The organism is Sulfitobacter mediterraneus (genome assembly GCF_003054325.1).
Lineage (GTDB): Bacteria > Pseudomonadota > Alphaproteobacteria > Rhodobacterales > Rhodobacteraceae > Sulfitobacter > Sulfitobacter mediterraneus.
Map to the genome: position 1 here is coordinate 309,853 of NZ_QBKU01000001.1, position 23,589 is coordinate 333,441.

Below are 23,589 nucleotides of genomic sequence, written 5' to 3' on the forward strand. Positions count from 1 at the left end.
TCTTTTGAACGCTATTCAAAGCGTTGTGGGTGATAGGCGGTCAGGTCCGTATTTGGCGCCTGCCCGGTGATCAATCCGGCCACAAGGCGGCCCGTTTTTGGCCCGCCCGTTAACCCGATGTGGTGATGCCCGAAGGCCGTAAAGACCCGGCTGTTTCCAACCTCACCGATCAACGGCAGGCTGTCACTGGGGGCGGGTCTGTGCCCCAGCCATTCGATTTCATTTGTCGCTTTCAGCCCCGGAAAGGCGGCCTTGGCCTGACGTCTGAGCAAGGCCAGCGGTGCATCCGATGGTCCGGCCTCAAGCCCGCCCAACTCCACAATCCCGGCGCAGCGCAGGCCCTGTTCCATAGGCGTTGCCACGAACTTACCGCTGGCGATCATCGTAGGCCGCGCAGGCGCGCCAGAGGCATCTTCAAAAACGATATGATAGCCGCGTTCGGCCTCAAGTGGAATGTTCAGGCCCAGTTTCTTCATCAAAGGTTTCGACCAAACGCCTGTCGCCAGCACCAGATCATCGCAAGGAATGGTGCCTTCGGTAGTCTGAACACCACGCACATGCCCGCCTGAAAGGTCGAAATCTTTCACCTCGGCTTGCATGACGGTGCCGCCCATCTCTTCAAAGGCTTTGGCCAGGGCCTGCACATATCCGCCGGGGCTGCGGATAAACCCGTGATCTTTCATAACCGCCAGCGTGTTGATTTGTGGCCCTAATGCAGGCTCATAGTCATGCACCTCTGACCCTTCGATCAGACGCGGTTCAAACCCCGCTTCCTTGCGCAGCGCCCAGACGTAATGCTCCGCCTCAAAGGCCGCGCGGCTGTTGTAGGCAAAGCAATATTCGCTTTCGCTGACCCAGTCGCCGAGACCCAATTCGTCACAAAGGCTTTTGTGTTGCTCAACGGAATCGCCGGTTATCGTGGTCAGACCTTTGGCAATCCGCCGGGTGTCCGCATCATTTGCCACCGCCAGATATTTGCGCAGCCATGGCATCAGGCGCGGCAGATAGGACCAGCGCAGAAATAATGGGAAATCCCGATCCAGCAACATTCCCGGCGCTTTGCGCATCAGCCCCGGCCCTGTCACCGGCACCATGGCACATGACGCAAGCACACCTGCATTGCCATGAGAGGTGCCCGTGCCGGGCGCACCGCGATCAATCACCGTCACCGCGACGCCAGCACGGCGCAGCCAGATCGCTGTCGACACGCCCACGATGCCCGCCCCTATGACCACGCAATGGCCGGTCACATCGCAAGCCCGGTGCAAATAGATCTGTCCATGATGTTCTCCCTGCCTCCATTCTTGTCAAAAATATCAAAACGTCAACAATTTGTTTGTATTTTGTAATTATGCCGAATTTCCCTTGTATGAAGTGGCAGTAAACCGCAGTGTTTGCGGGGCTTTGGCGGGACATAGACATGCACAACAACGATGACGCACGCCTCGGGATCTTGATGCTGGACACCAAATTTCCGCGAATCCTCGGCGATGTTGGGAACCCGAATACCTGGCCCTTTGCGGTGAAATACGCGGTGGTTGAAGGCGCCACGCCTGAAGCCATCGTCTGCGACGACGTAGAACCATTTGTGCAGGCCTTTGTGGCTGCGGGTCAAGAATTGGTCGCGTCAGGGTGCAGCGGGATTGCCACCACCTGCGGGTTTCTATCCCTGATCCGGCCCCGCCTTGCAGCGGAATTAGGGGTGCCGGTGGCCGCCTCCGCGCTTGAACAATCGGCGCAGATACAATCCATGTTGCCCCCCGGTCAAACCATCGGCGTCCTGACCATCTCAGCCCGCACACTGACGCCGGCCCACCTGACTGCAGCGGGCGTACCTCAGGGGGTGCCGGTTCAAGGCACAGACGGCAGCAGCTTTTCCCAGACAATACTGGGCAACCAACCCACCTTGGATGTGCCCGCCGCCCGCGCCGATCTGGTAAGGGCCGCCCATACCCTTGTGACAGACCACCCAGACGTCGGGGCCATCATCCTCGAATGCACCAATATGGTGCCCTATGCCGTAGCCATCGCCGCGGCGACACAAAGACCGGTCTTTTCGATCTACAGCTATTTGATGTGGTTTCACGAAGGGTTGCAGCCAAACCAATTTGGCACGCCATAACCTCTCGTTAACGCAGCCAGTCATCCTCAAATGCGACCCGGCTGACACCCGCCAACTTTTTGATCCGCTCAAGCTCTGCCTCGAATGCGGCAATCCGCCCCGTGCCCCATTTGACCTTACCCTCCGGCCAAAGCGCCCGCACCCGCAGCACATCTTCATCGCGAAACGCCTTCATATCCACGCGTCCAACCAAGCGTTCGCCTTGCAAGATAGGAAAAACGTAGTAGCCATATTTGCGTTTGGCGGCAGGCACGAATACCTCGATCCGGTAATCGAAACCGAACAACCGCTCCGCTCGCTTGCGGTCCCGCAGGGCCGGATCAAACGGGCTAAGAACGCGCAAACGGTTTGTGGGGGCGCAATCGAGCGCCGGATCTTCGGCCAAACCGGGCCGCGCATAGGCCATCTTGACGCTGCCATCGACACCGGTGATCTGGATCTGTTCAAGCCGCCCCGCCGCCAATTCTGCCTTGCACCACCCCTGCGCCTCAGCCGGGGTGATATGCGCCCAGAACGCGGCCAATTCGCCATGGGTGGCAAAACCCAATCGGTCCAACGCCTGATCACAGCACCAATCAATCGTCTCGTCCAAATCAGGGGCATTCGAGACATCACACAGATGCTGCTCCAGCACCCGCTCGGTCAGGTCATAGCGTTTCTGAAACCCCTCGCGGCCAACTACGCACAACGCCCCACTGCGCCACAGATATTCCAACGCGGTCTTGGATGGGTGCCAATCCCACCAGCCACCTGATCCGCGCTTTTCATCCTTGCCCACATCGGCAGAACACACTGGGCCGTCAGACTTGATCTGGTCCAAAACCGCCTGAAAACACGCCTCAAACCCAGCACGCCGCCCGTCCCGCCAGTGGCCGCGCAAACGCTCCGCATCGCGTTGGCGCCGCAGGTGCCAATAGGGGTAATAGGACATCGGAACCACAGCCGCGTCATGGGTCCAATGCTCAAACAACGCGCGGTCTTTCTCATAAAGGGACTTAAGCGCCTTGGGCCGATACCGCTGCCGCCGGGCAAACAGGATCAGATCATGCGCGCGCGCGACCGTGTTGATGCTGTCGAGTTGCACAAAGCCAAGGTTTTCGATCAGGCCAAGCAGATCATCGCCCTTGCCCGGCCCCTGCGGCAGACCGGACAGGTGGTGCCGGTCAAGAAACACGCGCCGCGCGGCACTGTTGGAAAGGGTCAGCATGTTATCGTTTGCGATGACGGCGCAGAGTATCACCGAACGACAACGTCGGCGTCAAAGTGACCTGCTGCGGCAGATCCGCGTCAGGCTCATCTATTGTCTGGTTCAGAATGATCCGTGCTGCGGCCTGCCCGATCTCGGCGCGGCAGGCATCCATGGTCGCCAACTGACGCGGCAAACCTTGCAGCAACTCAACCCCGTTAAAACCCGCCAGCCCAATCTGTCCGGGGATATCCACGCCCTGATCAATCAAGTACAACAATCCGCCCGCGCCGATCATGTCATTGGAATAATAAAGAAAATCCAGATCAGGTGACCGCTCAAGCATCTCTTGCGTCATCTCGCGCCCTTTGGCCAGCGCCGATCCACCCGAATAGAAGGCTCGATCCTCGATCTCGACCCCGGCTTTGGCCAACCCTTCGGTGAACCCTTCGAACCGCTTACGGGCCCGGTGGTCCAACGGCATCTTGGTGCCCATAAACCCGATATGCTCATATCCTTCCTTGAGGATCGCATTCGCCATCTCGCGCCCGGCGCGGCGGTGCGAAATGCCCACCATCGCATCTACAGGCCGTCCATCGGTATCCATGATCTCAACCACCGGAATACCCGCGTTGCGCAGCATCGCCCGCGTTGCGTCGGAATGCTCCAACCCCGCGATGATCACGCCGGACGGACGCCACGACAACATCTCGTAAAGCACCCGCTCTTCTTTCTCGGGCAGATAATCGGTCACGCCAACAACAGGCTGCAACGGCGTGTCTTCAAGCACTTGATTGACGCCGTTCAAAACCTCGGGGAAGACCATGTTGGACAGGGACGGAATGATCACCGCCACCAGATTGACCCGTTGCGAAGCCAGCGATCCGGCGATCTGGTTGGGCACATAACCCAATTCTTTTGCTGCGGTCAGAACCTTTTTACGTGTCGCTTCAGATACATCGCCACGATTGCGCAACACCCGGCTCACCGTCATTTCAGAGACGCCGCAAGCATCGGATACATCACGAAGGGTCAGCGGGCGTTTTGGGGGTGTGTTCAAAATTCTATTCCTGAATGCATATGAAACAGTTACCGCGAAGCACCCCCCACGATCAAGCGCCGCCTGCACAGATCTCAATATGCCGATGACAAGCCCCGAACGCTGGGCTAAACCCAAGCCTGCTGGCCCCGTGGCTCAACTGGATAGAGCAGCCCCCTCCTAAGGGGCAGGTTGCAGGTTCGAATCCTGCCGGGGTCGCCAGCTTTTTCCAAAAGCGTTGGATGTAGCGCAACACGCCGATGGGAACCTAGCAAAAGGGGGCGGAATTGCGGCATCGAGGTGGGACTAGTCAATGCAAGCCGCTAGAATGCTCCGGAGCGGCGGCAACCGGAACCGGAGCTTTCCTTCGTACGAAAACCTCTCAACAACCTGCAATTCACGCCACAAGATAATCGGGCAAATCCAGATAGCTGACGGGCCGCATCCAACGGCGGATAGCCATTGTACCAACAGACGTGTGGCCAAAGTTGGTTGAAGCCGGATATGGACCGCCATGCACCATCGCGGATGCCACCTCTACTCCGGTGGGAAATCCGTTGGCGAGGATTCTGCCCGCCTTGCGCTCCAAAATAGCCAACAGCTGGCGGGCCTCGGGGGCGTCCCCTTCATCCACCTGCAAGGTGCAGGTCAATTGACCGTCCAGTTCCTTGGCCAATGACAGGGTCGATTCCGGATCGGGAGTACGCACGACCAGCCCAAATGGACCGAACACTTCGTGGCGCAGTGCTGGATTTGCGCTAAATTCCGACGCGGATACGCAACTGATGAATGGCGTAACGTCACGGTCTTTGGTTTGACCTTGAAACGCCAAGGTGCTCATCTTTGCGATTTGTTGTGTTTTGTTGATGAAGTCATCGGCAATTCCAGTTGTCAGCATCGGTTGGGCCGCAACCTCTTGGAGGGCCGCCACTGCGACATCGAGAAACGCATCTCCCTCTGGTCCTTTTGGCAATACGATCAAGCCGGGGTTGGTGCAAAACTGCCCGGCACCCATTGTCAACGATGCCGCCCAAGCCTTGGCTAATTCGGCACCGCGTGCCGCCAAAGCATGGGGCAGGACAAAGACCGGATTGATTGAACCCAGCTCTCCGAAAAATGGGATCGGGACCGGCCGCCTTGCACAGAGATCAAAGAGCGCCCGCCCTGCCCCAAGTGAGCCAGTAAAACCCACTGCGCTGATCAGTGGATGCTCAACCAGTGCGCGACCCAGATCGTGTGTGCTGCCTTGGACCAATTGAAACATAGCTGCTGGGTAGCCTTCGTCGGAGACGGCAGATGCGATGGCACGCGCGACGATTTCGCCGGTGGCTGGATGGGCAGGATGGCCCTTCACGATGACCGGGCATCCAGCGGCCAATGCAGATGCGGTGTCGCCACCAGCCGTTGAAAAAGCCAGTGGAAAATTGGACGCACCAAATACGGCGACCGGGCCAATGGGGCGCTGTACCAAACGCAGATCAGGCGCGGGAACAGGGCTGCGATCTGGCTGAGCGGGATCATGGCGTTGGTCGAGTTGATCACCACTTTCGATGTAGTCGGCAAACAAACGCAGCTGCCCGACCGTTCGGCCACGTTCCGCAACCAAACGGGCATTGGGCAGGCCAGTTTCGGCCACACCATAGGCCGTGATGGCGTCACCTTGATCGTCGATATGCGCCGCGATCCGGCGCAGCAAAGCCGCATGGCGTTCGACCGGCATCGCACTCACGCTGGCAAAACAGGCCTCGGCGGCTTTCGCGGCGCGGTCCACTTCTGCGGCGGTGCCTTCACTGACCTCAACACCAGGGCCGGTGAGCGGTGTGCTTGTAAATTTGGCATCAGAACTGACCCAATCTCCATCGATCAGGTGTTGGCCTGTTGGTTCAATCACGGGGGATCTCCAGTTTGGGTTAGTGCCCCTCAAGGCGCATCTTTGGCGACAACGCAACAGGGTCAAGTTTCAGATGAAGAATGGCAGGCAGACCGCTTGCACGTGCAGCGATCAGCGCGGGACCAAATTCTTCGGTTTTGATGACTGTAGCCCCGAAGCCGCCATATGCTTCTGCGAGTGCTGCGAAATCGGGGTTTTTCATTGCGGTGCCGGACGGGCGGCCCGGATAATGGCGCTGTTGGTGCATCCGGATTGTGCCGTACATGCCGTTGTCTGAAACAAGGGTAATCACCGCTGCACCCTGATCGCAGGCGGTGCCAAATTCCTGACTGACCATTTGGAAACACCCGTCACCGGCAAGACAGATCACATCACGTTCTGGATGGTGTAACTTGGCGGCAATGGCAGCAGGCAGACCATAACCCATAGAACCTGACGTGGGGGCCAACTGGGTCCGCCAACCACGATAGCGGTAATAGCGGTGCAGCCAGGCGGAGTAATTGCCGGCACCATTGGTCAGAATAGCGTCGTCGTCGAGTGCGCCGTTCAAATGTGAAATCACTTGTTCCATCTTGAGCGCACCGGGTGTTTCTTGCGGCTCTTGCCAAAGTTCATAATCCGCGCGCGCATCGGTCAACCATGTGCCGCCTTCGCGGGCGATGGCCATATCTTTGAGCTGTTTGATGACTGGTCCCGGCTGGGCCACAACGGCCAAGGCGGGATGGTAAACACGCCCGATCTCCGAGGGATCAGCGTGGATGTGGATCAGTTCCTGGCGCGATACGGGCGGTGTCAGAAGTGTATAACCCGAGGTCGTCATTTCGCCCAATCGCGCACCGAGTGCCAAGATCACGTCTGCCTCCTGCACCCGTTTTGCGAGGGCCGGATTGATCCCAATCCCAACGTCTCCCACGTAGTTTGGGTGTCGGTTGTCGATAAAATCCTGACATCTGAACGATGCGCCCACTGGCAAGCCCATCTGTTTCGCAAACAGGCCAAGCGCCTCTGCCGCCTCCGCATCCCAGCTTGCACCGCCCGCGATGATCAAGGGCCGCTTGGCCGCAGCCAATTTTTCGACAACACGCTTTAGGTCACAATCCGCGGCCTTGCCCGATGGCAGCGTCGCCGCCGGGACGGGTGCGCCCTCCGCAATGCCAGATAGCATATCCTCCGGAAGCGCGAGCACGACGGGGCCGGGTCTGCCGGACTGCGCGACATGGAATGCATGACTGATGTATTCCGGGATCCGGTCCGCACGGTCGATCTCTGCGACCCATTTCGCCAGCGGGCCAAACATCGCACGATAATCCACCTCCTGAAACGCCTCGCGGTCGCGCTGGTCGCTTGCGACTTGCCCCACAAAAAGAACCATTGGTGTACTGTCTTGAAAGGCAATGTGCACACCGGCACTTGCATTTGTTGCCCCCGGACCACGGGTGACAAAGGCAACGCCGGGCTTTCCGGTTAGTTTACCTGTCGCTTCGGCCATCATCGCGGCGCCGCCTTCTTGGCGGGCAACGACCACATCGATATCCGCATCATAAAGACCGTCAAGCGCCGCCAAAAAGCTTTCACCCGGAATGCAAAACACCCGCTCAACCCCCTGTGCCGCCAGGCATTGCGTCAAAAGGGCACCGCCATGCAGCGGGGAGGAAGCGTTGGTCATTGTCGGGGTATCCTTGTGTCAGGCAAAATCGGCCCGTGCGGCCAATCGATCGGCGGCACGTTCAAAACGGGTGCGGGTTGCCGTGCGCGCGGCTTCCATGTTTCCTGCGCGCAGGGCGTCAAGCACAGCGCTGTGTTCCGCAATAATCTCCGGTCCAAACTCTGAGGCCGCAGCGTTTTTCAAGAACGCTGAGCGCAGATTATTCTGTATGTTCGCCTCGATCATCGCGACGACCTCGGCATAATATGGGTTGTTCGACGCCTCGGTGATGTAGCGGTAAAGCAACAGCTCACTATCGACCCGCTCTTCAAGCGCATCTGACGGGCCGCGCTCGTCTGCGACAACCATGCGTTTGAAGGCAGCCTCGATCTGTGCAAGCTGATCTGACGTGCGTGTGTTCGCTGCCAGTGCCGAAGCCCCGGCTTGAACGCCTGTGCGAAGCTGCAAAAGCTGGACAATCTGCTTTCGTTTTTCAAAACAGGCCGGGCTAATACGAAAAGCGGCGCGTTGGGATGCGTCTGTGACAAAAGCCCCAACGCCGCGCCGGGAATTCACGATACCATCATAGCGCAACAGAGATATTGCCTCGCGTACAACGGTCCGCGCCACGCCAAAGCGCTTTGACAATTCCGATTCTGTTGGCAGACGATCACCCGGCATCAACTGCCCACCTTCGATTGCACCTATGATAGAAACCGCGACCTCGTCCGGCAAACGGCGCGGACGATCGATCCGATCAAAAAGATTCGCACTGTCTGACATCGAAAATACTCCAAAATTAGGGCCATTGCGTCTTTAGCATAGGGTTTCAGACAGCCGTTATCAAATGGGATATGATAAAACAGGTTGTCTGACAACTGCTTTAATGCTTTGGTGAACGAAATTGGGCGAAGCATATGAGAATCGGGTTGATTGGCCTTGGCGGCATGGGCCGCGGACTGGCCAAGAACATGGCGGCTAAAGGTATCGACTTAACAGTTTCGGATCTGGATCAATCGCGTGTCGATCACGCGGTAGGCTTGGGTGCGAAACAAGGGAGCACAGCGGCGCAGATGGCTGCTGATTGCGACGTGTTGATGATCTGCGTCACCACAGCAGAAGCAGTGCAAAGCATTGCATTGGGGCCGGATGGTGCACTGGCGCATATGTCACCGGGCGACGTTTTGGTTGATCACACGACTGTATCTGCCGAACACGTTGATCTGATGCGGGCGCAATGTGATGCCGCAGGTGTCCGCTACGCCGAAGCGCCGATGACACGCACCCCCGCGCACGCCGACCGCGGCGAGGTCAACATCCTATTTGGCGGCGACGAAGAACTGATCGAGCATCTTCGCCCGGTGTTTGGAACCTATGCCGAGAACATCTTTCACGTTGGTCCTGCCGGTCATGCGATCCGCCTCAAGCTGATCCATAATTATATCGCTTTCGCCAATGTCGCGACCTTCTGCGAAGGCTTCGCGCTGGCGGCAAAAGAGGGACTCGATATGAGCAAAGTCATCGGGATCATCTCTGCCGCGGGCGGGAAGTCAGGAATGATGGACCTTTATGGTGAATTGACGCTGCTGCGAGATTTCACCCCGCATATGTCCCTGTCCAACGCACAAAAAGACGTTCGCTATTACGCTGAATGGCTGGAGCAAGCCGGCCTGCCCGGCTTCATGGCGCAATCTGTTCATCAAACCTACGCGCTGGCCTCGATCATGGGGCATGGCGACGAAGGCTGCACCGCTGTCATCAAGGCATACGAAGATCCTACAGGGGTCGAGGCGAAACTGCCCGAGGCGCAATAGGCCTTGCCCCATACACATGCCGCAACGTGTCATCTGCGCGGCGCAAAATAAACTGCATTACGGGAGGAAACCAAATGCTCAAGAAACTACTGATCACCGGCGCAATTTCGGCGCTTATGTCCGGAACGGCATTCGCACAGGATGTCACGCTACGGCTTGCACATTTCGCCGCCGAAGCGCATCCGGGCCACATCGCCGCACAGGCCTTTGCCAAGGCCGTTTCTGAGCGCACGGATGGCGCCGTCGCGGTGGAGCTTTTCCCCGCCAACCAGTTGGGCAGCCCGCCAGAGCAGCATGAGCAGACCGTTCTTGGCGCCATCGAAATGAACCTGCCAACGCAGGGCGCGCTCGACAAATATGAAAAGGCATTTGGCACGGTGATGACGCCTTTCGCCTTCTCCAGCTATGAAGAAGCGCATGCGATCCTTGATGGGCCGTTCATGGATTGGGCCGCTCCCAAGCTCGAAGAGCAGGGCCTGGTTATGCTGTCCAACTGGGAATACGGATTTCGCAATATCACCAACTCGGTTCGCCCGATCAATGCACCCAGCGACGTCGAAGGCCTGAAACTGCGCACCCCGTCAGAGTTGCAAATCGTGGCGGCAATGGAAGGGCTTGGCGCGGCGACAACGCAGATTGCGTTCCCCGAGCTTCCCAATGCATTGAACCAGGGTGTGGTGGACGGGCAGGAAAACCCGATTGGCGTTATCTATCACTTCAAGTTGAATGATTTCCAAACCAATCTTGCCGTCACGCGCCACGTCTATAATTCCATGGTGCATGTGATCAACAAAGACGTCTTTGACGCGCTCACCCCAGAGCAGCAGACCATCCTGCGCGAAGAAAGCAAACGCGCGGGTGATATGATGCGTGCCGCGGTGATCGCCCAAGAAGAAGACGAGATCGCAGCGCTTGAGGCGGCAGGCATGGCCGTGACCCGTCCGGATCTCGCCCCCTTTGCAGCCCTGATGGGTCCAGCGCGGGCGCGGGTTGCCGAGTTCTCCGGTCAGGAGAACATGGACACCTTCCTCAGCTTCCTGAAGTAACCCAATGGTTGCTCGCGGCCCAATCAGTCGCGGGCGGCCCCACCCAGGGCTTTTCACATGACGACGTTTATCATTCTGGGCGTGCTGGTGCTGTTGATCGCCATTGGCGTGCCGATTGCGGTTTCCCTTGGGCTGACGGCGGTTGGATTTTACGCATTGCAAGGCGACTTTCGTATTCTCGCTATGCTGCCCCAGCGTATGTTCTCCGCGACCACTGGCTTCACCCTATTGGCGATCCCGTTTTTCATCCTTGCGGGTACGTTGATGAATACAGGCGGAATCACCGAACGCATCTTTCGCTTTGCCAATGCATCCGTGGGTCATGTGCGCGGCGGTCTGGGCCAGGTTAACGTGCTGGCGTCGCTGTTCTTCTCTGGCATGTCCGGGGCTGCCGTGGCGGATGCTGCCGGCCTAGGACAAGTCGAACTCAAGGCGATGGCCGACAAAGGCTATGACCCGGATTTTAGCGCGGCAATCACCGCGGCTTCTTCGACGATCGGGCCGGTGTTTCCCCCCTCGATCCCCTTTGTCCTTTATTCCTCGATCACTGGCGTGTCTGTCGCACAGTTGTTCCTTGCCGGTGTGGTGCCCGGCGTGCTGATGGCGCTGGCCCTCATGGGGGCCGTCTGGCTGGTGGCCTTGCGCCACAAGATGCCGCGGGCCGATCACATCGACTGGATCGAAATCTGGCAAAGCTTCAAAGGCGCAGCCCTTTCCCTTTTGACCCCAATCATCATCATCGCGGGTATTTTCGGCGGGTTATTTACCCCCACCGAGGCCGGCGTTGCCGCGAGCGCCTATGCGATGTTTCTTTCCATGGTTGTCTACCGCGAAATCGCACCCCGCGACCTGCCCGGCATTTTCTGGAGCACCCTGCAACACACCATCCGTGTGATGTTTGTCATCGCCGCAGCAGGTTTCTTTGGCTGGCTCTTAGTACACCAGCGCGTGCCGGATGCACTTGTTTCCTCAATGATAGGGTTTTCTGACAATCCGGCCGTGATCCTGATCATCGTCGTCGCGATCTTGCTGGTATTAGGCATGTTCCTTGAGGGGATTGCAGTCATCGTTTTGACCGTGCCGCTGTTCCTGCCGGTGATGCAACAGATTGGGGTCGATCCTGTTCAAATCGGGGTGATCATGATCATGTGCTCGATGCTGGGCTTGCTCACCCCGCCAGTCGGGATGGTGCTTTTTGCCGTTGCTTCAGTCGCGCGAATGCCTGTCGGGCGTTTGTCACGCGCTCTTGTTCCTTATCTCATCGGTCTTGCACTGGTTCTTGTGCTGGTCGTTGCCGTGCCAGGGGTGTCTACTTGGCTGCCCAATCTGGTGATGGGACCATGAGCGCGCTGGATCACCGCCTCGGTCAGCTTTTGCGGATCGTACCCATCACATGCCTCAGTCTGCTGTTTCTGCTGCTGTTCATCAACGTGGTTGCGCGGACCTTTCAGCTTGCTGGATTCGCGTGGTTCGATGAGGTGGTGCAGGGCCTTTTTGCCTGGATGGTCTTTATCGGCGCTGCGGCTCTGTGGCGGGACAAGGACCACTTTCAGGTCCACTGGCTGATAGAAACCTTGCCACCAGCCCCCTCGCGTCTGCTGCGCATTTTGATTGCGCTCATCAGCCTGTGCTTCTTGTTTGCAATGACATGGTACGGCGCGTCGCTGACGCTTGATGCACGTGCGCTGACCCCGATCCTCGATCTGCCGACATCCTTGTTCTACGCCGCCATCCCCATCTCGGGCGCAGTGATGAGTATCTATGCCTGTGTCGATCTATTCAAATTAACCACCAATAAGGAGATCAAATCATGATCTACGATCACCGCACCTATACCTGCCATCCGGGCCGGATCAAAAAACACATGCAGCTATATGCCGATCACGGCTGGGAAGTGCAGCGCAAGCATTTGGGCGAACCGGCTGTTTATGGCGCGGTCGAAACCGGTGATGTGAATTCCTACGTTCATATTTGGGTCTACAAGGACGCCGCAGACCGCAGCACCCGCCGCGCCGCTCTGGCCGCCGATCCAGATTGGCAGAAATTCCTCAAACTCAGCAGCGAAAGCGGCAATCTGGCCAGTCAGGTCAACACGATCCTGACCCCTGCGCCATTCTTTGATCCCAAATAGGCGATCAACCAGCCGCCAAAACATCGAAGACAGTGTGGCTCACACGCGGGTCTTCGACCATTTCCAACAAAATCTCTGTTTCCTTGGCATTCTGCGCCCGCGCGGGCGAGGCAAGCGCACGCTCCATCGCGGCTTGATCTAGATAGGTCATTTCAAGCGCAAGGCAGGCATTCTCCAGCAAGCCATCGCGACCTTCGGTGCGCAGAACCCCGCACCTACGATATGCCGGGAAACGAAGAGATCAACGGCAACATCCGCTTTGTCACATGGGCCTCGAATGCGGCCGCGGACTCGGCTGGTAAATGACCAGAAAATACGGCGAGACGAATAATCATCGGCTTGTCCTAATTGAACCAAACGCATTGCGCCCGGCCGGGGGACGTACTGCGATTACAATACAGACCCGGCATAGGGAGGACTACCCTGAAATACCAAACACTCGCAGCGATCAACATCGCTTTTGCCACACCGGTGCTGGCTGAACTTCCGGAAAAAGACATCACTTTGATCGTACCTTGGTCCGCCGGCGGCGGCACAGATACCATTGCCCGCACCTTGGTGGCAGAGGCAGAAAGCTGTCTTGGCGCAAACGTCAATGTGGTCAACCGCACAGGCGCGGTTGGCGCATCCGGCATGGGCGCAACTGCAACGGCGCGGCCCGGTGGATACACAATCGGTTTGGTTACATTTGAACTTACGGCCTATGAACCGATGGGCATGGTTGACCTAGGCCCCGATGATTGCGGGGGGCCTTACAGCCTCGCTTGCCCTGATTGCACTGCTCCAAACCCGCGCGGCGCCCGAGGCTCATGCAAACGGGACCAGCCGCCGCGTTAGGGCGTTACTTGCGGGCACAGCGTTGTTTCTCGCCCTCATGCCTGTGATTGGCTATCCGCTGATCGCGCCGCTTTGGGTGGCGGGCACGATGATCATCCTCGGCGCGCGCCACCACCTTACAATTGCGGGAACTGCCGTGATCCTTCCGGCTGTCGCCTATTCCCTGCTCGCAGGTCTGGCCTATGCGCCACCCCCACTGGGCATCTTGGGAGACATTTGAATGGACTTCGCGATCATCGCCGGCTTTGCCACGATATTCTCTGACCCTGTTGTGCTGCTCTATATCCTTGGGGGTGTATTGGCTGGTGTTTTTGTCGGCGCCCTTCCCGGCCTGACCGCGACAAGGCATCCTGATGCTAATCGGGGTCTTTTGTGGCGGCATCTAAGGGGGCTCATTGTCGGCGATCCTGTTGCGCACGCCCTGCACACCTGCGGCGGCGGCAACGATGCTTGACGGGTTTCCCATGTCGCAAAAAGGCGAGGCCCGACGGGCCATCGGCCTTGCCACCTTGGCGTCATTTGTCGGCGGCTCTGTCGGGGCGATCATCATGACCCTTCTCGCGCCGACACTGGCGCGGGCTGGGCTTGCCTTTGGTCCGCCCGAGTTTTTTGCCCTGACCTTGTTTGGTCTTGCGATGATCGTGGCGGTGTCGGGCAAGAACCTGCTGCGCGGCGCTTTGGCGGCTGCGGCTGGCGTATTGATAACAACGATCGGCTTTGACCCCCTTTCAGCCCAGACCCGCTATACTTTTGGGTCGCGTGAGTTATTGGGCGGTGTGGAACTGATCCCCGTCCTGATTGGCCTTTTTGGCGTGGCGCAAGTCTTTGCGCGGGCCGAAAACATGCTGACGTTCCCGAAAGAAGCTGCAACAGGGAATTTCCTGCCAAGGCTGGCCGATTTGATCATCACCCGTTGGACCATGCTCAAATCTGCTTTCATTGGCGTTTTTGTCGGCGCTGTTCCCGGCGCAGGTTGCGATATTGCTGCATTTGCGACCTATGCCGAGGCTAAACGCGCGGCAGCCGACCCCGATACATTTGGCAAAGGCAACATTCAGGGCGTCGCAGCCCCCGAAGCCGCCAACAACGCAGGGACGGCGGGCGCATTGATCCCGATGCTGTCGCTGGGGGTGCCGGGGGATGCTGTCACCGCGGTATTGCTTGGCGCATTGACCATCCACGGATTTGAGCCAGGCCCGGTGTTTTTTTCTGCCAACCCTGGTCTGGTCAACTCGATCTTTGCCGGGGTAATCGTGACCCAATCGATTTTGCTGGTTGTTGGCCTTTCCCTTGCTGGCTTTTCGGCAGATTGATCCGCATCGATCAACGGATCATGGTTCCCGCCATCTTGTTCCTGTGCATGTTTGGCGCCTATTCCATGCGCTACAGCCTGTTCGATATGTACCTGACTTTGGGGATCGGCCCTTCACCCGTGGAAGTGTTGGTCACAGAACCCTGCAAAAGCCTAGAGCGGACGGCGACCCTGATCGGATCAAGCTTCATCATTTTGTGTGCCGTTGCCACGCCGGGGTATATTGCCTCAGAGGACATTCACATGAAAAGGTCGGGGCTTACCCCTCCGGTCCCTCGCTTAAAATACACAGAACCCGCGCATCTTTTGTCAGATCCAGTTCCCGACGTTGGTCCGCGGATGCAGCCAGCAAGGCGGCAACACCAGCAGCGCCAGATTCCGTTGACGGCCATCCAGCCACCATCATAGCGCCAGCGCCCGCTTCGGCCTCCGCCTCGGACAGCAGCACAAAATCATCCGCATCCCGCGCCAATCCTTTGAGCGCAATCAGCGAAGGCATCTTGCAATCCAGGCGCCCCATATTACTGACCGGGCCGCCACCTTCGGTTGGTCCGCCTGCGGCGACAGACCCATAAAGCGCGGCGGCAAATGCCGGTTCCGCCACGATGATTCTCGGCACGTCCCCCCAAACCTGCCGGGCCAACGTCGCGCATGATCCGGCCAAACCGCCGACGCCTGCCTGCAAAAAGATATGGCTGGGCACCTGCTCCATCTGTTCAATCGCCTCAGCCATCAAGGCAAGGTATCCCTCCATAACGCGGTGAGGATATTCCATATACCCCTCCCATGAGCTGTCCGACAAAAGCCGCCAGCCATTGTCTGACGCGGCCTGCGCTGCAGCTTCCATAGACGCCTCATAGGTTTCACCGGCCCGCACAACCTCAGCCCCTTGATCCGCCAACCGTGCGGCGAATGCCTCTGGCACCGTCTGGGCAATATAGACAACTGCCCGCGCGCCAAAGGCAGCTGCCCCTGCGGCTACAGACATCCCATGATTGCCCGCGCTTGCGGTCACATAGGTCGCACCTTTGGCATTTCCCTGCTCGGCGTCATGGGCAATCACATAGGCCGCGCCCAGCGCCTTGAAGCTGCCCAAACCCATGCGGCCGCGTTCGTCTTTGATCCAAACCTCCGCCACATCTGCCTGTGCCGCTATTGGTTTGGCCGACACCAACGGCGTTTGCCCCGCTGCCGGACACCGCTTGAGCAAGGCCATCGGCGCATCCGCTTCCACCGAAGGAAAGGGAACATCATCTAGCCCGGTAAGGGCCGCCGGACGGTTGTTGTGCAAAATATCCATCCGCGCACTCCAATACGCTGCCGGTCGCAGGTCAAGCGGTTTGCGGCCTGTTTTGTGGAAAACACTTCGCCATTGGACAACCAGCGACGTCGCTAATGTGCAAGCCTGAAGGCAATTCAGAAAGGGATCGCCATGACAGATCAAGCTATTGCACCCACCCGCTCTGGTGGCCGCGCCGCCCGCCGCGCGATACGCCAGACCACGGATGTCTCCATGCTGCCCGGCATTCACAACAAGATCCCCACTTGCGAAATCATGACCGGCTCTCAGGTGGAACGGATTGATGCCGCCTCCATGGATATCCTGGAAAATGTCGGTGTGGTGTTCCGCGATGACATCGCTCTCGCAGACTGGCGCAAGGCCGGGGCCAAAGTTGTCGGCGAACGTGTCTACCTGGATCGCGGGCTGGTGCGCGGCCTGATCGCCACGATCCCCGCGCGGTTCACCTATCTGGCCCGCGATCCCAATAAAAACCTCGCTCTGGGCGGACGTGATGCGATGTTTGTCCCGATGACCGGCGCGCCTTACCTGCGTGATCTGGATGACGTGCGCCGCAATCCGACGCTGGATGATTTGGCGATGTTCCACAAGCTGGCCCATATGATGCCCGCCCTGCATTCCAGCGCCCACCACATCGTCGAACCTTATGATCACCCGATCAGTCAGCGACACCTGCGGATCACCTATTCCTCGATGAAATACTCCGACAAAACCTTCATGGGTATGACCACAAGCCCCAAGAACGCCGAAGACGTCATCGACATGTGCCGGATTCTGTTTGGCTCTGATACTGTCGAAGGGCACCCCGTTGTCACAGGCAATTGCAACGGCAATTCGCCGCTGGTCTGGGATGAAACCATGCTGGGCGCAATGCGGGCTTTCTGCCGCGCCAATCAACCGGTGCTGTGCTCTCCCTTCGTGCTCGGGGGCGCCAACACGCCCGCCTCTGTCGCCGCTTCTGTCGCACAACTGAATGCCGAAGCCCTGTCGGCGCTGGCCTACACTCAAGTGATCCGCAAAGGATGTCCGGCGATCTATGGCCACTACCTCAGCAGTGTCAGCATGAAATCAGGCGCGCCGATGGCGGGCACCCCCGAAATCTCGCTGATGAACTTTATGATCGGACAAATGGCCCGGCACTACGATGTGCCTTGGCGCACCTCGAACACATTGGGCGGGGCCAAAACATTCGACGCCCAAGCAGGCTATGAAAGCGCCACAACCCTGTCATCGGTGATGCATGCGGGCGCCAATTACATCTGGCACTCCGCAGGTTGGAACGAAGCGGGCATGCATTGCTCGGTTGCGAAATTCATCGTTGATGCCGAACAATGCGCCATGGCCCACCGGATGGCGCAGGGCCCCAACTTTGACGATTTTGACGAGGCTCTGGCCGCTGTCCCCGATGTTGGCCCCGGCGGTCATTACCTTGGCCACCCCCACACACAAGACAACTTTCAAACCGCGTTTTTCATGCCTGAACTCTTTGACAACAACTCCATCGAACAATGGCAGGCGGACGGAGCCAAGGAAATCACCGAACGCGCCCTGATCCATGCCCGCAAGCTATTGTCCGAATACCAAGAGCCGCATCTGGACCTTGCAAAGGATGAAGAGTTGCGCGCCTACATCAGTCGCCGCGAGACAGAAATACCGGCCAGCGACGAGCTCAACCAAAGCTACTAATGCACCGCTTCCCGCTTCATTTGGCTAGAAAAACTCCTGCGCGGCGGCCCGCCTAAGGCTCTACCGGCAAGGGGTGTCCGCCGCCCCCCAGATCGCCAGCTCCCGTGCGAGATCCGCAACTGTTCCATCCGGCGCAGAGCGGCCCGCGCCGGGGGTGAACCCCCAGCTGACAAAGGCAGAGGTTTGCACATGGTCGATCAGATCCGGGATATCGCTGCCGTCATTGGTTTCCGGATCGCGCAACTGCACACAAACCTCGGCTGAGGATTTGCCCAGCCATGCCAGCTCTGCCGGAGGCAACCGCCACGCATCATCAATATGCGGCGGTGCGTGAGATACGATGTTGGCGGCATCGCTGGTCACATGGCAGGTTCGGCATGGCATGGTTTCGGCACCGATCCGGCTTTCATCCGCCCGGACATACATGCCATGTACCGCACCCGCGCCATAGCCAAGCCCCTCCCACATCGGGCGGTCCTCCGCGACATGACAATTGGTGCAGCGGGGGTGTGATGTGACCGCAAAAATCTGATCCCAGGCTTGCAATCCCTCGGCACGGGTCGCGGTATCTTGGGCCGCCAGTGGAGAGGCCAGCACCATCAAAGCAATGGCATAACGCATCAGACAAACCTCACATGTTTATCAAAGGGCATTTCGCGAATGCGCTGCCCGGTGGCATCAAAGATCGCATTGGCCAAGGCAGGTGCCGCAGGCGGCACGCCCGGTTCTCCAATACCGCGGATCTTCTCGCCATTTTCCAATCCGCGCACCGTGATTTCCGGGGTCTGATACAGGCGCATTCCTTCAAAGGCGTGATAGTTGTCCTGTTGCGGCACGCCCGCCTCATAGGTCAGCCCGCAATTCATCGCATGGCCAAGCCCCCAGATCACACCGCCCGTAACCTGCGCCTCAAAATTCACCGGATCCAATATGCGCCCCACGTCCGCTGCCACAAAAACCCTGTCGATGCGAATGCCGTCATCGGTATCTGTGACCTCGACCACCTGCGCCACAGGCACGCCGAAGGCCAACACGAAGGCAACACCGCGCCCTCGTCGCGGGCCAAGATCGCCGCCCCAGCCCGACATCTCGCCAACGGTTTCCAGAACCTTGCGCGACACGTCATGGCTGCAAAGGCGCAGGCGTTCCTGCAAGGGATCGGCCCCCGCCGCATGGCACAGCTCATCCATGAAACTTTCGTGCAGGAACCCGTTGCCCGATGCCCCGACAGAGCGCCATGAACTGACCGGCACCATCGCAGGGGCACGATATCCGGTGACCCGGTAGTCGGGAATGGCAAAGGGTTGATCCCATGCCCCCGCTACAATCGCCACATCCGGCCCCATCGCCGGTTGGCCCAATCGGCCAAGGCTGCTTTCCGTCACAGAGGTCGCAGCAATGCCCAGATCAAATGCTGTCACCTCCCCCTGCGCCACCTTGCCCCGCGCGCGTGCCAATTGCATCGGCCTGGGGAAATCATGGGTGAAATCCTCCTCCCGGCTCCAGGTCATTTTAATCGGCACATCCGGCATCTGCTGCGCAATCTCGACGGCCTGCAGCACATAATCATCCTCAAGTCGCCGACCAAAACTGCCGCCGGACATCAGGACATGAACATAGACTTGCTCGGCCTCCAGCCCTGCCAGTTTGGCGGCATTGACCTGCATGAACCGCGGAATTTGCGTACCGGTCCAAATATCAAGCCTGCCAGCGCCCAGTTTCACAACCACGCTCATCGGTTCAAGCGGCGCATGGGCTAGATACGGGATTTGGTAAGCTGCTTCGACCACCTCACCATCGCCCAGCGCGGCCTCTACATCGCCGTCATCGCGAAACTGGCTGTCTTGTTGATCTTTGGCAAAGGATGCGTTCAGCGCCGCAATCTGGCCCTCGGTTTCACCAATATACGGGCTATCGCCCCAATCGCAGTTGACCGCATCCGCAGCCTGAAAGGCACGCCATGTGTTGTCCGCCACCACCGCGATACCTTCTCGGATAGGCAGGATTGCCTGAACGCCGCGCATTTTCTCTGCCTCGGCCGCGTCATAGCCCCGCATGCCACCCCCACGCGCCGGGTTGGTGCGGGTTGTGGCATGGACCAGCCCGTCCATCTGCATGTCGATGCCGTAGTCCTGCGTGCCGGTCGATTTTGGCACAATATCGCTGCGCTGATGTGCCTGTCCGAGTTGCCTCCACTCAGACGGACGGCGCAGCGGCGTATCTTGCACCGGCTCCAACGCGGCCGCGGCAGCAGCCAAACCCACATAAGAAAGCCGCGATCCATCCGGCAAATTCACTGCGCCATCGCCTGTTTCCAGCTGATCACGCGCCATTCCCGTTTGCGCCATCGCCGCCGCGACCAAGGTTTCCCGCGCCATCGCACCAGCCTCGCGCAGGCGGTCATACATATCCGGCACGGTGGACGATCCGCCAGTCAATTGCAGACCCAAGAGTTTGCCCGCTACATCCGCTGCTCCGCGTCCGGCTTGCGCAAAGAAACTGTCGGAAACGGCGGCAATCGGCATCCCTTCGGCGGCGACAACATGGTTGTAGTAAGCTGCCGCTGGCGGGCCGGGATCAAGGCGCACTTGCGACACATCCACATCCAGCTCTTCGGCAATCAAATGCGCCTGAACAGAATAGGCCCCCTGCCCCACATCCGCACGTGGCGTGATCAAGGTGATGCCATCCGCATCGATCATCACATAGGGGTTAAAGGCCACCTCGCCCGGCGCGAGCTGATCCAGAAGCGGGTTCTCGACCTCGCGTTTGTAAAGATAGGTGCCAAAGGCCACACCGCCCAAAACGGCGGCAGACCCCACCAGAAAACTGCGGCGGGCAATCGTGCGCACGCGTTCCATAATCAAGCCCCCTGCAATTTGGAAGCGGCGGTTTTCACCGCGGCGCGAATGCGTGGGTAGGTGCCGCACCGGCAAAGATTACCGCTCATCGCGGCATCAATTTGATCATCCGAGGGGTCCGGGTTCAGATCCAGAAAGGAAGCAGCCTGCATGATCTGGCCTGACTGACAATAGCCGCATTGCGCAACTTGATGATCCACCCACGCGGCTTGCACCGCATGCATCGACTGAGGTGTTCCCAACCCTTCGATCGTGGTCACGTCGCCATCGACGTCAGCTGCCGCCAATTGGCATGACCGCACCGCAATGCCGTCAATATGTACGGTACAGGCCCCGCATTGCCCGATCCCGCAGCCGTATTTCGGCCCGGTGATCCCCAATTCGTCCCGCAAAACCCAAAGCAGCGGCATGTCGTCCTCGACATCCACCTCGTGATTTTTTCCGTTGACGTTGAGTTTCATGGGCGGCTCCTGCTGAACTGTTTCGTTCAATTTAGGAGCGCCGCCTGTGTCGGCAACCCGCAACCTGTCTTCGCTGCGGGTTACCTTGGGTCATTTTTAGAGATCAGAATTCGACGACAGCGCGGATGCTCTTGCCCTCATGCATCAGATCAAATCCGTGGTTGATCTCTTCAAGCTTGAGCTTGTGGGTGATCATCGGGTCAATCTCGATTTTGCCGTCCATGTACCAATCCACAATCTTGGGCACATCTGTCCGGCCCTTGGCGCCGCCAAATGCAGTACCGCGCCAAACCCGGCCAGTTACCAACTGGAACGGCCGCGTCGAAATTTCGGCGCCCGCCGGAGCCACACCAATGATGATGCTTTCGCCCCAACCCTTGTGCGCACATTCCAACGCATCGCGCATCACCTTGGTGTTGCCAGTTGCATCAAACGAATAGTCAGCGCCGCCTTTGGTCAGCTCAACCAGATGGGCGACCAAATCGCCGTCAACCTTGGACGGGTTCACAAAATCGGTCATGCCAAAGTATTTGCCCGTCTCGGCCTTGTCGTCGTTGAGATCCACACCGACAATTTGATCCGCGCCCGCAAGGCGCAGACCCTGAATGACATTGAGGCCAATACCGCCCAGACCAAAGACAACACAACGCGCGCCGATCTCGACCTTGGCGGTGTTGATCACCGCGCCGATGCCCGTGGTCACACCGCAACCGATGTAACAGATTTTATCGAACGGCGCGTCCTTGCGCACTTTGGCCAGCGCGATCTCAGGCACAACCGTGTGATTGGCAAAGGTCGAACAGCCCATGTAGTGATGGATGGGCGTGCCATCGAGCATGGAAAAGCGGGTAGTGCCATCTGGCAATTGCCCGCGCCCTTGGGTGATGCGGATCTTTTGACACAGGTTGGTTTTGCCGCTGAGGCAATATTCGCATTCGCGGCACTCAGGTGTGTAAAGCGGGATCACGTGATCGCCCGGCTCCAGCGTGGTGACGCCTTCGCCCACCTCCAAAACCACGCCTGCACCTTCGTGGCCCAGGATCGCCGGGAAAATCCCTTCGGGATCGTCGCCTGAACGGGTGAATTCGTCCGTATGGCACAGACCGGTCGCTTTAATTTCGACCAGAACCTCGCCCTTGCGAGGCCCTTCGAGGTTCACCTCCATGATCTCAAGCGGTTTTCCTGCCTCAACGGCAACGGCGGCACGGGTTTTCATCATGGGGATATCCTCCGAAATTGTTTTTCGCAGGAAGCTTAAGGGCGGGTCACTTGTCAAGGCAAGCAACACCGCCTGAGGGTTCAGATGCGACACCCAAGAGGAAAGCTGGAAAGCATAGCGGACGCGCCTTCGACCTAAGACTTGACGATATCCACACTATGCGCTCAAAAATAACCATTGTTGATAATTACCATCAACGGTGACCAATATCTGACTTTTCTCAGAATGGCCCGCTCTCCGCGACTGCCGTAATGCTTGACCCGAAGGAGCAAGAATGCAGCACCCCAAACGCACATTGGCCAAGGCCCTTACCTGGCAAACGTCCGGCCTCTTGATGATGGCAATCCTTGGTTATCTGACCACCGGATCAATACGGGCCGCTGGCGGGCTTGCCCTAGCCAGCTTTGCCTGTGGTACGGTGACCTATTTCATCCACGAACGGATCTGGGATCGCATCCGCTGGGGCCAGATTATTCAGCAAGATCAAGGAAGCTAGCGCACCGGCCCATTCGCTTTGATCCGACGCAAAACCACATTTGTTTGCGCAGAATTCACCGCAGGCTGAACAAACAAGAACCCTTCGAGAAACTCGTTATAGGCGTCAATATCGCGGCACAGGATACGCAGGTGGTAGTCCGCCTGCCCTGTGGTTGCGTAACATTCCGTCACCTCCTCGCGGCGCTGAACGGCGGCGATGAAACGCGCCAAAGCTTCGGTATCGTGGCGGGTCAGGTGAACATGCACGATCGCCTCAAACCGCAGGCCCATTTGCTTCGGGTTGACGATAGCGGCATAGCGCTCAACAATTCCGGCCTCTTCCAACGCCTTGACCCTGCGCCAGCACGACGATGCGGAGATATTGAGTTTTTCCGCCAGCTGCGCATTCGGGAGCCGCGAATCCTGTTGAAGAGACGTTAACAGCTTACGATCAATATCATCCATAGAAACCTCGGGTAAAATTGCCAAACGAAGTGGTAATTGTGAAACAATTTCTCGCACAATGGCAGTAATTGCAGAAAGAATGAAGCCGTAATCCAGA

The 23,589-nt window shown here is 58.4% G+C and carries 24 protein-coding genes, 1 tRNA gene and 1 pseudogene; 13 read left to right on the forward strand and 13 right to left on the reverse strand.

Going from position 1 to position 23,589, the window contains the following annotated elements; translation table 11 throughout:
• Positions 1-11: 11 nt before the first annotated feature.
• Complete coding sequence (locus tag C8N31_RS01645; RefSeq protein WP_025047209.1) at positions 12-1,250, reverse strand: NAD(P)/FAD-dependent oxidoreductase; 1,239 nt, start codon at positions 1,248-1,250, stop codon at positions 12-14.
• Between the two features lie 170 nt (positions 1,251-1,420).
• Here C8N31_RS01645 and C8N31_RS01650 point away from each other — a divergent pair, with 170 nt between their 5' ends.
• Entirely contained in the window at positions 1,421-2,122 is a 702-nt protein-coding gene (locus C8N31_RS01650; protein ID WP_025047210.1) for an aspartate/glutamate racemase family protein, read from the forward strand.
• Between the two features lie 7 nt (positions 2,123-2,129).
• On the opposite strand, the gene C8N31_RS01655 is transcribed toward C8N31_RS01650, so the two are convergent.
• Both C8N31_RS01655 and C8N31_RS01660 read right to left on the reverse strand, forming a co-directional pair.
• The gene (locus tag C8N31_RS01655; protein ID WP_037917783.1) at positions 2,130-3,329 is read right to left on the reverse strand and encodes a winged helix-turn-helix domain-containing protein; all 1,200 of its coding nucleotides are present in this window, start codon (positions 3,327-3,329) and stop codon (positions 2,130-2,132) included.
• Position 3,330: 1 nt separating this feature from the next.
• The gene (locus C8N31_RS01660) at positions 3,331-4,368 is read right to left on the reverse strand and encodes a LacI family DNA-binding transcriptional regulator (RefSeq protein WP_025047212.1); all 1,038 of its coding nucleotides are present in this window, start codon (positions 4,366-4,368) and stop codon (positions 3,331-3,333) included.
• A 124-nt stretch (positions 4,369-4,492) separates the two neighbouring features.
• Between C8N31_RS01660 and C8N31_RS01665 the strand changes: the two genes are divergently transcribed.
• Positions 4,493-4,569: transfer RNA gene (locus tag C8N31_RS01665), tRNA-Arg, on the forward strand.
• 175 nt (positions 4,570-4,744) lie between these two features.
• Here the strand turns inward: C8N31_RS01665 and C8N31_RS01670 are convergent.
• From C8N31_RS01670 to C8N31_RS01680, 3 genes are read right to left on the reverse strand one after another with little or no spacing between them, the layout of a single operon-like run.
• Positions 4,745-6,238: an aldehyde dehydrogenase (NADP(+)) gene (locus tag C8N31_RS01670; protein WP_197021496.1), complete on the reverse strand. Its 1,494-nt coding sequence runs from the start codon at positions 6,236-6,238 to the stop codon at positions 4,745-4,747.
• A gap of 19 nt (positions 6,239-6,257) precedes the next feature.
• Entirely contained in the window at positions 6,258-7,904 is a 1,647-nt protein-coding gene (locus C8N31_RS01675) for a thiamine pyrophosphate-binding protein (protein WP_025047213.1), read from the reverse strand.
• 18 nt (positions 7,905-7,922) lie between these two features.
• Positions 7,923-8,666 (reverse strand): FadR/GntR family transcriptional regulator, encoded by a 744-nt coding sequence (locus C8N31_RS01680; RefSeq protein WP_025047214.1) that lies wholly within the window; start codon positions 8,664-8,666, stop codon positions 7,923-7,925.
• Positions 8,667-8,800: 134 nt separating this feature from the next.
• Between C8N31_RS01680 and C8N31_RS01685 the strand changes: the two genes are divergently transcribed.
• The 5 genes from C8N31_RS01685 (at position 8,801) to C8N31_RS01705 (ending at position 12,874) form a co-directional block, all read left to right on the forward strand.
• A complete protein-coding gene (locus C8N31_RS01685) occupies positions 8,801-9,697 on the forward strand; it encodes an NAD(P)-dependent oxidoreductase (protein ID WP_025047215.1) in 897 nt (298 codons plus the stop codon).
• 74 nt (positions 9,698-9,771) lie between these two features.
• Positions 9,772-10,743, forward strand: coding sequence for a TRAP transporter substrate-binding protein (locus C8N31_RS01690; protein ID WP_025047216.1), 972 nt, complete (start codon positions 9,772-9,774; stop codon positions 10,741-10,743).
• A gap of 57 nt (positions 10,744-10,800) precedes the next feature.
• Positions 10,801-12,087: a TRAP transporter large permease gene (locus C8N31_RS01695; protein ID WP_025047217.1), complete on the forward strand. Its 1,287-nt coding sequence runs from the start codon at positions 10,801-10,803 to the stop codon at positions 12,085-12,087.
• Positions 12,084-12,557, forward strand: coding sequence for a TRAP transporter small permease (locus C8N31_RS01700; RefSeq protein WP_025047218.1), 474 nt, complete (start codon positions 12,084-12,086; stop codon positions 12,555-12,557). Before C8N31_RS01695 ends, C8N31_RS01700 begins: the two co-directional genes overlap by 4 nt.
• Positions 12,554-12,874, forward strand: a complete 321-nt coding sequence (locus C8N31_RS01705; protein WP_025047219.1) for an NIPSNAP family protein — start codon at positions 12,554-12,556, stop codon at positions 12,872-12,874. Before C8N31_RS01700 ends, C8N31_RS01705 begins: the two co-directional genes overlap by 4 nt.
• Positions 12,875-12,878: 4 nt before the next feature.
• Here C8N31_RS01705 and C8N31_RS20255 read toward each other — a convergent pair whose 3' ends face one another.
• Positions 12,879-13,025, reverse strand: a complete 147-nt coding sequence (locus C8N31_RS20255; RefSeq protein ID WP_156026878.1) for a hypothetical protein — start codon at positions 13,023-13,025, stop codon at positions 12,879-12,881.
• A gap of 320 nt (positions 13,026-13,345) precedes the next feature.
• Between C8N31_RS20255 and C8N31_RS01710 the strand changes: the two genes are divergently transcribed.
• The 4 genes and pseudogenes from C8N31_RS01710 to C8N31_RS01720 all read left to right on the forward strand — a co-directional run.
• Positions 13,346-13,711 (forward strand): type 2 periplasmic-binding domain-containing protein, encoded by a 366-nt coding sequence (locus C8N31_RS01710; RefSeq protein ID WP_025047220.1) that lies wholly within the window; start codon positions 13,346-13,348, stop codon positions 13,709-13,711.
• Complete coding sequence (locus C8N31_RS20660; RefSeq protein WP_338063657.1) at positions 13,611-13,931, forward strand: hypothetical protein; 321 nt, start codon at positions 13,611-13,613, stop codon at positions 13,929-13,931. The genes C8N31_RS01710 and C8N31_RS20660 overlap by 101 nt, the downstream gene beginning before the upstream one ends.
• Positions 13,932-14,165, forward strand: a complete 234-nt coding sequence (locus tag C8N31_RS20175) for a hypothetical protein (RefSeq protein ID WP_051544570.1) — start codon at positions 13,932-13,934, stop codon at positions 14,163-14,165.
• Positions 14,158-15,074: pseudogene (locus C8N31_RS01720) on the forward strand (tripartite tricarboxylate transporter permease); the annotation flags it as partial. The gene C8N31_RS20175 and the pseudogene C8N31_RS01720, both read left to right, overlap by 8 nt.
• A gap of 208 nt (positions 15,075-15,282) precedes the next feature.
• Here the strand turns inward: C8N31_RS01720 and C8N31_RS01725 are convergent.
• Complete coding sequence (locus C8N31_RS01725) at positions 15,283-16,323, reverse strand: pyridoxal-phosphate dependent enzyme (protein WP_025047222.1); 1,041 nt, start codon at positions 16,321-16,323, stop codon at positions 15,283-15,285.
• Positions 16,324-16,455: 132 nt separating this feature from the next.
• On the opposite strand from C8N31_RS01725, the gene C8N31_RS01730 reads away from it, so the two are divergent.
• Positions 16,456-18,009, forward strand: coding sequence for a trimethylamine methyltransferase family protein (locus tag C8N31_RS01730; RefSeq protein ID WP_025047223.1), 1,554 nt, complete (start codon positions 16,456-16,458; stop codon positions 18,007-18,009).
• A gap of 60 nt (positions 18,010-18,069) precedes the next feature.
• On the opposite strand, the gene C8N31_RS01735 is transcribed toward C8N31_RS01730, so the two are convergent.
• The 4 genes from C8N31_RS01735 to C8N31_RS01750 form a co-directional block, all read right to left on the reverse strand.
• Positions 18,070-18,630: a hypothetical protein gene (locus C8N31_RS01735; RefSeq protein ID WP_025047224.1), complete on the reverse strand. Its 561-nt coding sequence runs from the start codon at positions 18,628-18,630 to the stop codon at positions 18,070-18,072.
• A complete protein-coding gene (locus C8N31_RS01740; protein ID WP_025047225.1) occupies positions 18,630-20,870 on the reverse strand; it encodes a xanthine dehydrogenase family protein molybdopterin-binding subunit in 2,241 nt (746 codons plus the stop codon). Before C8N31_RS01740 ends, C8N31_RS01735 begins: the two co-directional genes overlap by 1 nt.
• Positions 20,871-20,872: 2 nt before the next feature.
• Complete coding sequence (locus C8N31_RS01745; protein WP_025047226.1) at positions 20,873-21,331, reverse strand: (2Fe-2S)-binding protein; 459 nt, start codon at positions 21,329-21,331, stop codon at positions 20,873-20,875.
• A gap of 103 nt (positions 21,332-21,434) precedes the next feature.
• On the reverse strand, positions 21,435-22,547 hold the full coding sequence (locus C8N31_RS01750; protein WP_025047227.1) for an S-(hydroxymethyl)glutathione dehydrogenase/class III alcohol dehydrogenase: 1,113 nt from the start codon (positions 22,545-22,547) through the stop codon (positions 21,435-21,437).
• 277 nt (positions 22,548-22,824) lie between these two features.
• Here C8N31_RS01750 and C8N31_RS01755 point away from each other — a divergent pair, with 277 nt between their 5' ends.
• Positions 22,825-23,046, forward strand: a complete 222-nt coding sequence (locus tag C8N31_RS01755; RefSeq protein ID WP_037917786.1) for a DUF2061 domain-containing protein — start codon at positions 22,825-22,827, stop codon at positions 23,044-23,046.
• Here C8N31_RS01755 and C8N31_RS01760 read toward each other — a convergent pair.
• The gene (locus C8N31_RS01760; RefSeq protein ID WP_037917789.1) at positions 23,043-23,492 is read right to left on the reverse strand and encodes an Lrp/AsnC family transcriptional regulator; all 450 of its coding nucleotides are present in this window, start codon (positions 23,490-23,492) and stop codon (positions 23,043-23,045) included. The two genes, C8N31_RS01755 and C8N31_RS01760, sit on opposite strands and share 4 nt — an antisense overlap.
• Positions 23,493-23,589 lie beyond the last annotated feature (97 nt).